The 14,698-nt window shown below is 68.2% G+C and carries 12 protein-coding genes; 1 reads left to right on the plus strand and 11 read right to left on the minus strand.

All coding sequences use genetic code 11. The features are described 5' to 3' along the window. Positions 1-312: 312 nt before the first annotated feature. Entirely contained in the window at positions 313-1,512 is a 1,200-nt protein-coding gene (locus OG230_RS35570; protein ID WP_328907893.1) for a serine hydrolase domain-containing protein, read from the plus strand. A 94-nt stretch (positions 1,513-1,606) separates the two neighbouring features. Here OG230_RS35570 and OG230_RS35575 read toward each other — a convergent pair whose 3' ends face one another. The 11 genes from OG230_RS35575 to OG230_RS35625 form a co-directional block, all read right to left on the minus strand. Continuing rightward, positions 1,607-2,326, minus strand: coding sequence for a TetR/AcrR family transcriptional regulator (locus OG230_RS35575; RefSeq protein ID WP_328907894.1), 720 nt, complete (start codon positions 2,324-2,326; stop codon positions 1,607-1,609). Positions 2,327-2,521: 195 nt separating this feature from the next. Further along, positions 2,522-2,674 (minus strand): hypothetical protein, encoded by a 153-nt coding sequence (locus OG230_RS35580; RefSeq protein ID WP_328907895.1) that lies wholly within the window; start codon positions 2,672-2,674, stop codon positions 2,522-2,524. Between the two features lie 80 nt (positions 2,675-2,754). Next, on the minus strand, positions 2,755-3,834 hold the full coding sequence (locus tag OG230_RS35585) for a GNAT family N-acetyltransferase (protein ID WP_328907896.1): 1,080 nt from the start codon (positions 3,832-3,834) through the stop codon (positions 2,755-2,757). Positions 3,835-3,845: 11 nt separating this feature from the next. Continuing rightward, positions 3,846-5,144 (minus strand): beta-galactosidase, encoded by a 1,299-nt coding sequence (locus OG230_RS35590; protein WP_328907897.1) that lies wholly within the window; start codon positions 5,142-5,144, stop codon positions 3,846-3,848. Then, complete coding sequence (locus tag OG230_RS35595; RefSeq protein WP_328907898.1) at positions 5,141-6,736, minus strand: phospholipid carrier-dependent glycosyltransferase; 1,596 nt, start codon at positions 6,734-6,736, stop codon at positions 5,141-5,143. Before OG230_RS35595 ends, OG230_RS35590 begins: the two co-directional genes overlap by 4 nt. Beyond that, positions 6,733-7,530, minus strand: a complete 798-nt coding sequence (locus OG230_RS35600; RefSeq protein ID WP_328907899.1) for a PIG-L deacetylase family protein — start codon at positions 7,528-7,530, stop codon at positions 6,733-6,735. Before OG230_RS35600 ends, OG230_RS35595 begins: the two co-directional genes overlap by 4 nt. Next, positions 7,527-8,732: a glycosyltransferase family 4 protein gene (locus tag OG230_RS35605; protein WP_328907900.1), complete on the minus strand. Its 1,206-nt coding sequence runs from the start codon at positions 8,730-8,732 to the stop codon at positions 7,527-7,529. The genes OG230_RS35600 and OG230_RS35605 overlap by 4 nt, the downstream gene beginning before the upstream one ends. Continuing rightward, positions 8,729-10,183 (minus strand): lipopolysaccharide biosynthesis protein, encoded by a 1,455-nt coding sequence (locus OG230_RS35610; protein WP_328907901.1) that lies wholly within the window; start codon positions 10,181-10,183, stop codon positions 8,729-8,731. The genes OG230_RS35605 and OG230_RS35610 overlap by 4 nt, the downstream gene beginning before the upstream one ends. Before the next feature lie 829 nt (positions 10,184-11,012). Beyond that, positions 11,013-12,422 carry a glycosyltransferase family 4 protein gene (locus OG230_RS35615; RefSeq protein WP_328907902.1) on the minus strand — a complete coding sequence of 470 codons (1,410 nt, stop codon included), beginning with the start codon at positions 12,420-12,422 and terminating at the stop codon, positions 11,013-11,015. A gap of 5 nt (positions 12,423-12,427) precedes the next feature. Further along, positions 12,428-13,240, minus strand: a complete 813-nt coding sequence (locus OG230_RS35620) for a glycosyltransferase (protein WP_328907903.1) — start codon at positions 13,238-13,240, stop codon at positions 12,428-12,430. Positions 13,241-13,772: 532 nt separating this feature from the next. Beyond that, complete coding sequence (locus OG230_RS35625) at positions 13,773-14,465, minus strand: glycosyltransferase (RefSeq protein ID WP_328907904.1); 693 nt, start codon at positions 14,463-14,465, stop codon at positions 13,773-13,775. Positions 14,466-14,698: the final 233 nt, after the last annotated feature.

Consider the following 14,698-nt stretch of genomic DNA (forward strand, 5'->3'; position numbering starts at 1 on the left):
CTACGACGGAGGCCGGCATCCCGGCGTACGTACCGGTTCGGCGGCAGCCATCGACACGACTCCCGCGCCTTCATGAATGGGGCCGTGCTCGTCACCGGCCTCGCGTTCGGAATTACGGGAGGGCGTTGCGGGGTGTGTTCGGTTCATTCCCTGGCGCTTATTCTTGTTTCTGTTAATTGTTGGACGCTTCGGTGGATGTATGTGGCGCCGAATGAGTGGACTCGTCCGGATGTGCGGCGGAGGCGGGTTTGTGCGGGTGATCGGGGTGGTGATGTTGCTTTCCGTTCCCTGACCTGGAAGAGGCACCCCGAAATGCGACGCATCCCCGCTCGACGTTTGTTCGCTGCAGCGCTGCTGGTGGCGTCAGTGCTCGCCCCGGTGGCGGTGGCTCCTGCTCCGGTGGTGCAGGCCGTGGGTGTCGACCGGCACGAGGAAGAGAACTGCCCGCCCGGTGGTCTCGGTCCCGAGGTGAGCGCCCGGCTGGACAAGGCGATCGCGGACGTCCGTAAGCAGGCCGGTATTCCTGGTGTTGTGGTGGGGGTGTGGATGCCGGGGAAGGGGAGTTATGTGCGGGCGACGGGGGTCGCCGACACGGCCACGGGTGAGCCGATGTCGGCCGACTCGTACATTCGGATCGGTAGTGAGACCAAGACCTTCACGGTCACGGCGCTGCTCGAACTGGTCGATGAGGGGCGGATCGCGTTGGACGATCCGATTTCTGCTTACGTTCCCGGTGTGCGCAATGGCAAGCGGATCACGCTCCGTCATCTTGCCGAGATGCGCAGTGGTTTGTTCCCGTACACCGCGGACGCGGACTTCCAGCACGATTTGCTGAGCGATCCACAGCGCTATTTCACCCCGAAGGAATTGCTCGCGTACGGCATGAAGCACAAGAACACCTTCAAGCCGGGTGCCACTTTCCAGTACTCCAACTCCAACCTCATCCTGCTCGGCCTGGTGGTCGAGAAGATGAGCGGTCACAGGCTCGACGACTTCATCCACCATCGCGTGCTCCGCCCGTCGCACCTGCGCCACACGCAGCTCCCGACGGGGCCCGAGTTCCCCCGGCCGCACTCGCACGGCTACACGGACCAGACGCTGAGCGGCAAGGTCGAGGACTCCACGAACTGGAACCCCAGCTGGGCCTGGGCCGCCGGAGGGATGATCTCGGATCTGCACGATCTGCGCCGCTGGGCCAAGATCGTTGCCACCGGAGAGCTGCTCAGCCCCGAGACCCAGGCGCAGCGGCTGAAGACTTTGCCGACCGGCTTCCCCGGTACCAGCTACGGTCTCGGCATCTTCGAGACCGGCGGATGGATCGGTCATAACGGCTCGCTGCCGGGGTACGAGACGGTGACCGTCTACCTGCCGTCGCAGAAGGCCACTCTGGTCATCATGATCAACACGGATATCCGTCGCGGGGGCCAGGAGCCGTCCACGCTGCTCGCCCGGGCAATCACCCAGATCATCACGCCGGACAACGTCTACGACGGCGGGGTCGCCCCGCGCTAGAGGGTGTGGCTGGCGGGGCCCTTCCGGCCGGGCTCCGACAACCCACGTATGCCTCGTGGGCGAGTGCGCTCCGCCGCCCTCGGGCGACCTGCACTCACGTACCCGCCGCGAAGCCGTCCAGCAGGGCGTCGAGCCCGTCCGTCAGCGCCTGCTCCCCGGCCCGTTCCGCGAGTGCCGGCGCGGTGGCGCGCAGCAGCGGGAACTCCTGGGCCGGCATCCGGTGCAGCCCGAGCCGTATCGCAGGCTCCGGCTCGTTCGGATTGTTCACGACGGTGCGCAACTCGACGAAGGCGTAGCCGAGCACCCAGGCGGTGACCGCCCGATACAGCAGCTGGGTGCGATGGTCGTCCAGGCCCGCGCGGGCCAGCAGCGCGAGCATCCGTTCCTGGGTGCGCAGCACCGAGGGCGGGAGGCGGGAGAGCGGCACTGCCAGCATGCGGGTCGCGAGCAGTGGCACCACCTGCGGATGGCGCAAGGAGACCCGGTAGGTCTCGCGGGCCGTACGGTGCAGATCGGACCGCCACCCGGCCGCCGCCACGTTCCCCGGCCCCCGTTCCGCGACTTCGGGCCGCTCCTCCTCCAGGGCCTCCTGGAGTTCCCGGTGGAAAGCTTCGACCAGGCCGTCGAGGAGGGCGTCCTTGCCGGGCGTGTACCGGTAGAGCGCCATCGCCTCCACTCCCAGTTCGGCGGCGAGACGCCGCATGCTGAGCGCCGACAGGCCCTCGCGGTCGACCAGGGCCAGGGCAGCCGCCAGCACGCGTTCCCTGCTCAGACGACCTCGGTGGTGCCGTGGGCCGCCGCTGCGCTCCGACATATCTCGCCTCCGGAGGTCACGCGGCCGGAGTCCGGTCTCCTTGATCCTCTCGGAACTCTCGGTGCAAGCTAAGTGTAAGTATACGCCGTAAATATGTCATATATGGGTGTATGGGGCGCCCTTGAAGTCGACCTGCGCGAACGGTTCGCGCTCGCCGCGGTCTTCGACCGGCGCCGCGTCGATGCCGTGGCGCGCTCAGCGGGGGCCGCCGCTCGGACGGAGTCCGTACGGCAGTCGTTCCTGTGCCGAACTTCCCAGTACCCGCCGGGTGGTCGGAGCGGCGGTGAAGAACCATCCGCCGAACCACGCGCCCTTGGCACGTACGCAGCGCTCGGTGTCGCTGCGCATGGCTCGACCATCGGGCACGCGGAGGTCCCGGGGCCGACGGGAATCCGACCTGGAAGTCGCGCTGCCAGGACACACGGCTCTCAGCCGGCATGCCCAAGCCGCGGAATCGCGTTGAGCGTGTTCAGAGCGGCGCGGCGCAGCACGGGACTGCCCGCCACCACGCCGCGAACCCTCGTCACCGCCTCCACCTGTGCGCGTCGTACGGTGGCTGGGATCGTGCGCCGGTCCACCCATCCCTCCGAGAGGCGGAGTTCCGACGTCTTTAGCCTGTCCTTGTACGGTTCACTGCCCTTGCCGAGATCGATGCGGTCGAGTCCTTCGGCTGCCGCGGACTCCGCCGCTTTGAGACGCAGCAGGATGCCGGGTGAGAACTGGCCCACGTCCGGGTCGTACGCCGAGAACCAGATGTGCAGAACACGCCGGGACCGCAGCCCGAACAGCCAGCCGACGGGCCGCCCGCCCGCGTAGAGCACCGAGAGAACGCCGGTGCAGGTCGCCCCCCGGGCGCGCTGCAGTTCCCGCACCAGCGCTGTCGCTCTCGGCTGGGCGAACAGGTCCACCTGCTCCTTCGCCCGGTAGTGGGCGGACTTGTGCCGCATGAGTGCGTCGAGCGATCGCGGGTCGGATTCGTGGAAGGCGAACCGTACCTCTCCCACTCTCCTGCCCAGCGCTCGCTCGTCCTGTCGCAGGTGTTTGGCCCGTCTGGCCGACCTGGCGCGGAGCACGGCGAGATAGGCGTCGTACCCCTGCCGGAGGTCGATGACCGGAGATCCCGCACGACCCACGACCTCGGTTTCGAACGGTGTCTGGCCTTCGACGAGATGGTCGTATCGCCACAGGCGGAGCCCGCAGGCACGCAGGAGTTCCATGGGGTCCCAGTCGAGCCCCGGTACGTGGATCAGCCCCTGGCTGTCGCACATACCGCTGCCGATCGGCAGGCCGAGTCCGAAGCGATGCCGTTCGAACGGGAAGAATCCCAGCAGACGCTGTCCGTCGGAGAGGACAGCCACGCGGGCACCGGGGCGCTGGTGGCCCACGGCCCGGGCGAATTCCGGCGACAGGAAGGGGCTGTCCAATGCCGGGGTTGCCTCCTGCATGGCTCGCCATGCGGTGAGTTCTGTTGCTCCGAGTTCGTCCGGAGTGATCACCGTGACATTCATGTCCTGGCTCCTCAGTTCGAGCGCTCGATTACGGCTGAGTACTCCTGGAGTGATGAGCCGGGAGTGCCGTCGTAGAGGTTTTCGTCGAAAGCCCACATGAGACCTTTGAGTCCGCAGGACTCCATCTGCAGCGCGGCGTCTTCCATGACGCCGTCATAGTAAGGACGGATATGAGGTCCGGCGCTTTCTCCGTTGAGATCGAATCCGTAGTATCGGGCGAGGTTCGCGATCCAGCGCACGGATGACCAGTCGTCGACGACAGTATTGGACGGATCGAGGATGTCCTCTCCCGCGTCGGACGGCGCGCACCCGTTGTTGTTCGGCTCTCCCGAGCCATCGACGAGCGACGTGGAAACAATCTCAAGGTTCTCGCTTCCGCGGATCTCCGCAAGGCTCTTGTAGAAGCTCACTCCGCGGCCCATCAGATCCGGCAGCACCGTGCCGTCGAGATAGCTGTTGACGGCCTTCTCGTGTTCGCTTGGACGGACACCGGTACCAGGAACCAGGATTTTTATCTTCCCCTGGTACCCGAGTGACTTGTAGTGGCGGATCTGCCAGTTCACGGTTTGGGCGATCGCCTGGACATACCAGTCGGACCATGCGGCCACATCCGCCCGTTCGACATTCCTCCCCTTGTAGGTCCGGTCTCCCGGCTCCCATCCGGGCAGCGGGTTGGGAGGAATACCCGGTGGTCTGCCCGAGTTGCGCGTCGCGCTCTGCGCATTCCTGTCGAACGCCCAGAAGGAATTCGTCCCTTCTTCGCCCAGATCTGCGGGCGGATAGCTGAACTCTCCCGTTTCACTCACACCGATCCGGACCGCCCAGAAGTTGTGGAGTCCGAGCTCGCTGTTGAATTTGTCGATGTACTCCTGGACCTCACGCCTGACGGACTGGCTGAAGACCACGTTCGGTGCATCCGTGAAATGAGCTCCGTGCTGGTTGACGAAATCGGAGTCCGGGTGCTCCTTGAGCCACGCGGGCGGGGAATGGATCGTGATGCCGACTTCGATCTCCATCCCCGCCTTTTCGAACTTTCTTATCGTGTCCCTGAGTCGGACTATGTATGCGGCGTCGAACGCGTCGTCCTGCGGTTCGAAGTGATCCCAGCGCACTTCGAGATGCGCGATCCGTATTCCCTTCTCGTGTTCCCTCGGCGCCCGTTCATGGTCCGTCAGCAGCGTGCCGAAGTGGTATTCCTCCTCCTTCCCGTCGGACCGCAACAGCGCGATCGATGCCAGCATGGCCAGAACGAGGGCCACGACACCGACGATCCACCAGCGGTGCAGGGTACGGCCGGCGACATGCTTCATGGCGTCCTCGCCTGGCTTTCGGGAGAGACGGACGGGCCCGGCGGGGGCATGCGGTAGAGAGCGAGGGTGTCGTAGGTCCGCCCCTCGAAGGAGAACACCAGGTCGCCCTGCCCGATCAGCCGCCGTGTCTCACCGACCGTCAGGAAGGTGTAGCCCTCCCTGACTTCCTTCCAGGGAACGACCACGTACCGGACCCCCGCCTCGGCTCGGGCCTGCGGTGTGACCCACCTGCCCACGCGGTAGAGATCCTGCAGACCGCTGGTTCTCCCTTGCCCGGTCGAAGCGAAGTAGGGCGTCCCGTCGACGACGGTGATCGAGCTTCCCGCAGGCAGGTGCGCCGCCAGATAAGCTCTCAGCTTCGCGTAGCCGTCGTCCGGCTCGGCCCTTCCCGTGACGTAGGACGTGCCGGAGATTCCGAGCAGCACCACGAGAAGGGTCACGGCGAACCGGCGTACGACTCGCGCCGTGCGGCGGTTGCGGCGCCTCAGCACGAGCGGGACGGCCACCGCCACCGACATCACGCTGGGCACCAACAGCAGGTAGAGGTAGTGCTCCTCGAGCGTGCCGAAGAGCACCGCGTAGGCGAGAGCGCAGCCCCCCGACAGATTCAGCAGCCCTATCAGGCGCTCGGCGGGATTGCCCCAGCGCAGAAGGATGGCCAGCGCGATCAGGCCGACCGTCAGCACGAGGTACGTGGCGGCGTAGGTAGGCGCTTCGTCCGTGAGCCGGGACACCACGGAAGGAGACTTCGCCGAGTTGAAGCCGGTCTCCTGGACCACACCCAGCAGCCGTTGGATTCCCTGGCTCTTCACCTCCAGGAACCAGCTCAGCTGTCCGCCGAGCGCCACGACGGCCACATAGACGGCGTACGGCACGGCGCTCATTCCCACGATCCCGAGCAGCAGCCGGCGCGGTGGTCCCCAGCCCATCACCATGGCCAGGAACACGGGCAGCACAGTGACGAACACCGCCCAGTCCTTGGTGATGACGGACATGCCGAAGAGAAGACCCGCGCACACCGCCCGCAGCCGTGCCCTTGCCGGCAACGGACGCCAGAACAGTGGAAGCAGCACCGCGAACCCCGCGATCGCGGGCAGCATCATGGAGGTTTCCAGCAGCACCCGGCCGTTCTGGCGAATACAGAAGGCGTCGACGGCGAACAGCGCTCCGGCTGCGGCTGCCGCCTGCCACGATCGTGACGCCCGGGCCACCACAACCGTCAGCGCCGCGGCCGTACCGGCGGCGAGCAGTGCGTTGAGGACCCGCATGTCGTAGACCGACATGATGGCGTTGGACTCGAAGCCGAAAGCGTATTCCCATCCGGCCAGGAGGTAGAAGAAGCCCGGCGGGTGCAGGAAGAACGGGCTCCCTCCTTCATAGGGATATCCATGGACCACGGTGTTGTGGCCGATGTCCCGGTAGAGCACCTCGTCGGTGAAGATATCCGCCGAACTGCCGATGCTCACCAGTCGCAGCACCGCCGTGAGGGCGAATACGGCGCCGGCGACCACCACGACCATCGGAACCCGGATGCCGGCTCGCCGGGTCGTCGACGCCGAAGCCGACGCGATCCGTGACACCAGAGCCATCATTGCGGGCCTCCTGGACACAGATAGATCTCGGGTACGAGCGGGATGCGCCCATCGGGGAACATCGCATCGGCCTGGGTGCGGTAGCCCTGGATCAAAGCGGCCTTACCGTCGAGCCCGCGCTGCCAAGCGGTCTCCACAAGAGCGTTGCGCCCGGTGAAGTCGGCGCCCACTGCGTGATGCTGGTTGTACGGGAAGTCGCTGTAGTACACGACGGGGCGGCGGCTCAGCTCGGCGGCCGTGCGGACGAGCAGATGGTCGACATGCCCGCCGATGGCCAGCGGTGCCAGCACCAGATACGGCTCGGACGGCGGGGCCTGCTCGTCCAGGGTCTTGGCGATACGGCCCAGTACGCCGCTGTCGTGGCGGGAAATACGGCCCGCGGCGAGGTGGAGACGGTAGTTCGGATAGACGTGGGCCAGCTCGGGCAGGAGCCTGCTCACCCGACGGGGACCGTCGGGTGCCCAGCCGGACTTGCGGCGGAACAGTCCTTCCATCAGTCCGGTGTGCCGCCAGGCGACCCCCATCTCCTGAAGCACCGCCCGGTCCTCGGCTCGCCGTGCGGCGTACAGCTCCTCTGCGTCGTGCGCCCCGGTCTGGTGGAGATAGCGGCGCGCCGACAGGGTGTACGGCGGCGGGGAGCCTTCGGTGAACAGAGTCGTGACGTTGACCGGTACATGCTGCCGGGCATGCGACAGCAGTGCTCCGCAGGACAGGACGGCGTCGTCGAGATGGGGCGACAGCACGATGAGTGGGATTCCCTGCGCGATCGCGGTGGTCAGTGGATCAGCGGTCATGGCGCACCTCCTGCCGGGCCCGCCGTCTCCGAATTCGACAGCTGCCGCACGAGTGTCAGATACCGGCCGGTCATCCTCTCCCAGGTGTACTGCTGCGATGCCAGATATGCCTGACGGCCCAGCCGTTGACGCGTGCGTGCGTCCGAGGCCAGGCGAGCGATCTGATCGGCGAGGCGTTCCACGTCGAAGGGCGGCACTCCGACGTTTCCCTTGCCCGACATCCAGCGCAGGCAGGGCAGTTCGAAGTGCAGAACCGGCTTGCCGTACGACATGCCCTCGAGCGCGACCAGTCCGAACGCCTCCCGCCGCGAGGGCATGACCATGAAGGCGCTGTCCGCCAGCAGCCGATGCTTACGGGCTCCGGCGGCGTAGCCGACCCAGCGGACGTTCCGGTCCGTTGTCGCCAGCAGTGCGGCCAGCTTCCGTTCCTCGGCGGGGGTTCCGTGGCCGACGAGCAGCAACGGCATGGACGGTGCGGCCTTCTCGTATGCGGCCAGCAACAGTTCCAGACCTTTCAACTTAACGTCGACGCGGCCCAGACAGACGATGTACGTGCCGCTGCCGAATTCACGGTCGTCGTCGATAACCTGCGGATCGACGCCGTTCTCGATCACGTGCACCGCGGCTCTCGGGCTGTAGCGCCGTGTGTCGACGGCATCGGCTTCATTGAGGACGACGAGGTCGCGGTAGAACCGGAGACCGAGGCGCTCCACGATGAATGCCGGTATGCGGTACTTCTCCCAGATCAACTCACCGCTCCGGCACTGGCTGATCCCGACGACCGGTGCCCTGGTGAAGAGGGGGAGGAAGCTCGTCGTGAACGGCGGGGTGAAGCTCTCCAGCCATGCGTCATGGGGTATCCGCCGGGCCATGACGGGAAGTACCGCCTGGAACAACAACTGGCCGACCCGTGGTCCGGCCCAGCACACCGGCAGGTATCGGCGGCGAAGCCCGCCACGCACTTCGGTAACGCCGCGCCGGGCGGCGGTGAGGACGGTCACGTCGAACTCTTCGGACAGCCTGCGTGCCACCTTGTCGATGACGACGGCCCCTCCGCCTCGGTAGGCATCGTTACCGGTGTCGTCGAAGGTCGATATCACCACGCGCTTGCGTGCGGACACGGTGCCGGGATCCGAGCGCAGAACACCGGCGCGTGGGCGGGTGAACCGGGCCCGTACGGCGTCGCGCCATGCACGCATCATGAGGAGTCAGTCCTCTCCTGGTCCGCGACGGCGTCCGGCAGTTGGGTGTTCGCATCGGCCCGTTGGCGGAAGAACCGCACCCCGGCCAGAACTCCGGTCGCCGTCGCGGCAATCAGCCACATCACGGGAAGGGGCCGGAGCAACAGCAGTGCGCCCGTGACGAGGGCCGGCTCGACGAGCGGTATACGGGGGAACACGCGGAGGCCATGTGTCCGGACCAGCCTGTGCACGAGCAGGAGGAGCGCCGCCACTGATCCGCAGGCTCCGCCGATCGCCAGCCCCAGCACTCCGCCGATGTGCCAGCCCGCCAGCAGGGCCGCGACGAAGACGAGCAGCCCGGCGGCCTGCCGGCGCAGGCACGAGCGGTCGTTGACCGCCTGGAAGAAGGTGGAAGCGAGATTGATGCCGCCGATCGCGAACCCGGACACCGCCGCGAACAACAACAGGGAGCCCATCATCGAGTACTCGGACGGGAACACAGTGGTAATGACGGCTTCGGGAGCCGTGGCGCAGACGACGGTCACCGGCAGGGCGACGATGAGATACATCCGTACGGCGCTGCCTGCCAGCGGTGTCCCCCGGCGTCGCCGTGACAGGGCGGGGAAGAACGCCACCGAGATGGCGCCGGCCACGAACAGGGGCGCACGGCCCAGCATCACGCTGGCCTGAAAGCTCGCGGCCTCCGTCCCGTCGGTGGCCAGCAGCGCGACCACGACCACGTCGACCGCGGCCATCAGCGCCACCATGCCCTGTATGGAGCCCAGTTCCAGAGCCCGTCGCCACAGATCGCGGTTGGCGGTGAAGTCGAGCCACCGCCGGTCACCACCGCGGGTCCGGTAGGGCCACCAGATCAGGAACGGCAGTACGGCGATGCCGCAGGCGGCCAGAGCGCCGGTGTCGGCGAGTCCGAGCGAGGACACCAGGAGCACCCCGACGGCGAGTTTGAGGACCGCTTCGCTCGTGATCACACACGCGAGGGTCCCCATCCGCTCGGTGCCCTGAAGCCATCCGTTGGTGACCCTGGTGACGTAGATGAGCAGGGTGACGCCCGCCAGTACCCCTGTGGTGGCCGTACCGGCGAACTGTGCGGCAACGGCGGCCACGATTCCTCCCGCCAGAATGCCGCCCGCCACCGCGAACACGACGGCGAACCGGATCGCGTTCGCGCGCTCGGCCTGTGACGTCGCACGGACGAGAGCCTGGGCCAGCACCCAGGGGATGGCCACGACAGCCACCGTCGCCGCGCACTGCACCAAGCCCGCTCCCGCCGCGAACACCGCGTAGGCGTCGGCGTCCAGCAACCGGGTGAGCAGCAGGGCGTAACCGTAGTTGAGTACTCCCACGGCCAGTGAGCCGGCCGTGATCCAACGTGCCCCGTGCACCGCTGTGACATCGTCCGTACGCGCCGGTCGCACCGGGCGCTCGGTGGTGGTCGTGCCGTCGGCGGTCACGGCGTGTCCTCCCCGCCGCCGGTGAGGACGTCCGTCCTGCTTGCCGGCCTCGTCGGGGGGATCTTCGTCTTCTCGTCGCACCCGTGCGGGAGCAGCGGGAAGGTGTCGCCGCGCCGCTTCCAGTCATCGGGCCTGCGTCCGGACCTGCACCTGGAACGCCGGGGCCACACGTACCGATTCGCTGGACAGCCGCTCCCGCTGTCCGCGTCGTCCGTGCGACGACCGCGGCTCGTGCGGGACGAGGCCGCGCGAGCGCGGCGGCGCCTCGGGGCCCGACGCGGCCTGCGCGCGGCCGCACAGTGCACGTCGGCGGGGAACGCGAGCCGGTCCGAGGCACGCCGAGCGGGATGGGCACCTCGGCGGCCCGCGGCCTGCCGCACCGGGCAGCGACGCCCGGGACCGGCAAGGGGCCAGTCGGTCGCCCGCCGCAGCGGGTGGGGGACGGAAGGTGTCCGAGACCGGCTCACCTGAACGGAGATCATCGTCATCCTCTCCCGGAGGCTGCTCGCGTTCTCCAATGGGTCCGATTTACGATGTATACGTACATCTTTGCCCGGTTTTCCCCTTCGGTCAAGAGGGGACGGGGGCGGCCCGTCCGGTCCGGAGAGCGGACATGGCGATGCGACGGTGGCCGCACCCAGGACGAGTCCCCGGCCGGCGGCGAAGCTCGCGTACGCCTTGACGTCGAGCAGCCGGGTGAGCACCAGTGCGTAACCGTAGTTGAGGGCTCCGACGACCAGCGCGGCCGTGATGACCCAGCGCGCGCCATGGACCGCCCTGTCCGTGTCCGCCGGCACCGGAAGGGTCGCGTCCGCCGTACCCTGCGGCGTCATGCGGGTGCCTCCCCGCCGTCCACCAGCACGTCCTGCCTGCTGGCCAGGGTGAGTTCGGGCTCGTTGACGTCGATTCTGCTCAACGCGTCGAGGGCGCGTACCTCGTCGCAGCCGTGCAGCAGAAGCCGGAAGGCGTCACCCTGCCGGGACCATGTGTCCGTCTGTCGCAGGGAGCGCGCGAGGGCCCGTTCCATGGCGTCGGCGTCGACCGCACGGAAGCTGCCGACGACGGTGAGGTCGCTGGGGCGCCGGCGCGAACGGCGGTGCCGCCGGACGCGGCGCATCTCCTCCAGGACGACGCCGGCCAGCTTCTCGGCGCTCCGGTCCCAGGAGAACCGGTCGGCCCAGGCCCGGCAGCGGGCCGCCTTGCGCTCGCGCGCGGCGGGCTCGCTCAGTTCGTCCAGGGCCTCGCCGATGCCTTGCGCGAGGGGGGCTTCGGTGGGCAGCAGCCAGCCGTTGAGGCCGTGCCGGACGGCATCGCGCAGTCCAGGCACGTCGTAGGCGACGGCGGGCGTGCCGAGTTCGTTCGCCTCGATGACGGCGAGGCCCCAGCCCTCGGCCACCGACGGCACGACGGTGAGCCAGGCGCGGGCCAGCAGTTCCTGCTTGTGTTCCTCGCTGACCCGGCCGTGGAAGGTGACCGCCCGCGTCACGCCGAGCCGCGCGGCCAGTTCGCGAAGGGCGCCGAGCTCTTCGCCGGCGCCGCCGACGTCGAGCCGGATGTCCGGGTGCCGACGCAGCAGTTCGGGCAGGGCGCCGATCAGCAGGTCCACGCGCTTCTGCGGGACGAGGCGGCTGACGACCGCCAGGGACGGCGTCGCGCTGCGCGTGATCGGGGGCGGGGCCAGGTGCGGGCTCCCGTTCGGCACGATGTAGATCGGGTTCTCGAAGCCGAGTTCCCTGCGGGTGCACTCCCGGGTCGAAGGGGACACGACGACCATCGGGCGCCCGCGGTAGACCCGTCGGCTGAGCTGTTTCTCCATCAGCCGGCCGGCCACGTTCAGCGGCCACTGGAAGCGCAGGTCGAACTGGTCCTGGTGGACGTGGTGGATGACGCAGATGCCGGCGGTCCACCGGGGTGTGAAGAGCGGTGAGAAGAACGGGATGCCGTTCTGGAAGTCGACGACGGCGTCGTACGCGTGCCGGTGACTCAACAGGTGCCGGGCCGCGGCCGGGTACACGCCGAAGGTGCCGCCGCCCCGCACGATCCGCATGCCCTGCCACCGGGAGCTCGGCGCGGAGCCGGGGTGCCGCGCCGAGAAGAGAGTGAGATGCGCACCTGCGTCGGAGAACCGTCGGGCGATTTCGAAGCAGTACGCCTCGGCGCCGCCGGCCTGCGGGTGCGAGGGATCGCGCCAGTTGAGGAAGAGGACGTCGGCATGGGCGAGTTGGTCGAGTGCGGTCATCACGGTCACCTGAAGCCAGAGATACGAAGAAGGTCGGTCATGGAGCGCAGTCCGTCGCGCCGTGCCGAGAACGTCGAACCAGGTACGTCCGACCAGTCCACCGGCACTTCGACCACGTCGTCGCCCCGATGGACGAGGCGAGCGAGGATCTCCACGTCGAAGGCGAAGCCGTCGATGCGGCACTGGTCGAGGACGGAGCGGACGTGCGGGCCGTCGAAGAACTTGAAGCCGCACTGGGTGTCGGCGACGCCCGGCAGGGTGCGGCTCGCCAGTCGCCGGAACAGCCAGCCACCGCACCTGCGCAGGGCGGACTGCTCGATCTCGTAGTGGGCGCCCGGCGCGCGGCGGGACGCGATGACCGCGGTGTGGCCCTCCTGCAGCAGGCTCATCACCGGGTCGAGGGTGGCGATGGGGGTCGCGTTGTCGGCATCGGCGAAGCCGACGTACCGCGCGGCGGAGGTGGCGATGCCCCGCCGTACGGCGGCGCCTTTGCCGTGGTCGCTGCACCCGATCACGTACACCGTGACGGGTTGGTCCCGGAACGGAGCGAGTACTTCGAGCGTGCAGTCGGCGCTGTCGTTGTCGACCACGACGACCGCGGACGACCAGGGCCGTTGGGCCAGGAAGCCGACGGTGGCGGCGACGGTCGCGGGCAGTCGCCGCTCTTCGTTGAAAGCCGGAATGATCAGTTCGAGGTCGACCGGGGGACGGGTCGGGGCATGGGGGACGTCGGTGCGCGGGAGGTCCGTGCGATCCGGGGCGGGGGGTTCGTCGGGACGGCCGATGACACCGGCATGCGTGGTGGGGGTGAGGGTCATCAGGAGTCGCCTCCGCCGGGTGCGCACCGCGACGGAGCCGCGCCGGACCGGCACCGTGCCCGGATCAGGGCGTGGTGGGGCCGCGAGGCGTCATCGGGCGGTGCTGGAGATGGATCGCCGTTCGCGTCGGCCGGATGGCCGTCGCCGGCGTCGTCACGCCGGCCGCCCGTGTGGTGCGCGGTGGCGGCGCGTGACCGCCGGCGGCGCGGGGCGCCGAACCGGCGGTGGGCGGCGACGCGCGGTGCGCGGGCTGCCGGGGTCATACGGTCGGAGGCCCGGCGGGCGGGATGCGCTCCGTGCCGGGAGGGCGTCGTGCGGGAGGCGGTCGCGGACACCGTGGCAGGCCAGTCGGTCGCCCGCCGCAGGGGATGCGGCTCGTGGGGCGCCGGATGCCGGCGAACCTGAACGGTGAACACGATGGGCCTCTTTCGATGATTCGCGAGGTCTACGGCGCCTTCTCGTGCGCCGCCTCGCGCGCCCAGAATTCCGAACGGTATGGAATTTCCAGGCTTAGCACATAAGGAGCGGAGGTTCAACTGGTCCTGTTCGAAACGGCGACCAGACGCAACAGTGCGCTACGCGGGCGCCCCGCGATCAGGGCCTGCAGAATCCGGGCCCCTTCGTGGAGCGTATGCCGACGGCTCCTGCGGTCGCGGCGCGGAAGTTCCCGGCTCGGTACTTCCGCAATGCGGAGTCCGTAGTGCAGGGCGTGCGTCACGACCTCCACGTCCAGTTCCATTCCGTCGCCGCTCGGATCGAGCAGAGTGACGAACCCGCGCCGGAACGCGCAGAATCCGTACCAGAGATCGGTCAGTCGCTGCCCGTAGAGAAAACGTGCCACCGTCAGCAGGAATCGATGGCCCAGTCTGCGGACCAGGGGATATCCCGCCGGGCTGCCCCCGGCGATGAATCGCGACGCCTTGACGAAGTCGAAACCGCTCTCCAGGTAGTGCAGATAGTGCGGGATCTCCAGGGGCGACATGCTTCCGTCTGCCTCGATCAGCACGAGGAAGTCGCCGGTCGCGGCCGTCAGGCCGGTGTGCAGCAGGGCCTCCGGGCCGCTCACGGGGAGCTCCACCAGGCGCGGTGCGGGTCCGGTGCCCATCGGCGGCAGATCGGGCACACGCCCGGCGGGCGCCCCGACGAGAATCACCTCTCCGACACATGCCGGTACCTGCCCGGCGAGCCAGGAAAGGTCCGCACCCGGCTCCCTCAGGGCAATCACGAGGCTCACCGTGGGGCGGCCCGGAATTCCCTCGGAGGATGTTTCCGACGGAAAGTCGGTGGCGCGTCGGCGCGGATGAGTGATCAACGAGATCACCTCGGGAGGCGGAATGCTGATGTCCTGATGCGGTGCCGCCATGCGCCGGGTCAAGATCCGCGGGGCGCGTGAGCACGATGAGACAATGGAGGCACGTGTATGCAAAAGGGTGCTGAGGGAAGTCTACGAGTCCATCG

Origin of the sequence: Streptomyces sp. NBC_00234 (assembly GCF_036195325.1) — a bacterium.
In the GTDB taxonomy this organism is placed as follows: domain Bacteria; phylum Actinomycetota; class Actinomycetes; order Streptomycetales; family Streptomycetaceae; genus Streptomyces.

Excerpts from the sequence above, each read along its gene's own strand:
- OG230_RS35570 (WP_328907893.1), top strand. The coding sequence starts at position 313 with ATGCGACGCATCCCCGCTCGACGTTTGTTCGCTGCAGCGCTGCTGGTG.
- OG230_RS35575 (WP_328907894.1), bottom strand. The coding sequence starts at position 2,326 with ATGTCGGAGCGCAGCGGCGGCCCACGGCACCACCGAGGTCGTCTGAGC.
- OG230_RS35580 (WP_328907895.1), bottom strand. The coding sequence starts at position 2,674 with ATGCGCAGCGACACCGAGCGCTGCGTACGTGCCAAGGGCGCGTGGTTC.
- OG230_RS35585 (WP_328907896.1), bottom strand. The coding sequence starts at position 3,834 with ATGAATGTCACGGTGATCACTCCGGACGAACTCGGAGCAACAGAACTC.
- OG230_RS35590 (WP_328907897.1), bottom strand. The coding sequence starts at position 5,144 with ATGAAGCATGTCGCCGGCCGTACCCTGCACCGCTGGTGGATCGTCGGT.
- OG230_RS35595 (WP_328907898.1), bottom strand. The coding sequence starts at position 6,736 with ATGATGGCTCTGGTGTCACGGATCGCGTCGGCTTCGGCGTCGACGACC.
- OG230_RS35600 (WP_328907899.1), bottom strand. The coding sequence starts at position 7,530 with ATGACCGCTGATCCACTGACCACCGCGATCGCGCAGGGAATCCCACTC.
- OG230_RS35605 (WP_328907900.1), bottom strand. The coding sequence starts at position 8,732 with ATGATGCGTGCATGGCGCGACGCCGTACGGGCCCGGTTCACCCGCCCA.
- OG230_RS35615 (WP_328907902.1), bottom strand. The coding sequence starts at position 12,422 with ATGACCGCACTCGACCAACTCGCCCATGCCGACGTCCTCTTCCTCAAC.
- OG230_RS35620 (WP_328907903.1), bottom strand. The coding sequence starts at position 13,240 with ATGACCCTCACCCCCACCACGCATGCCGGTGTCATCGGCCGTCCCGAC.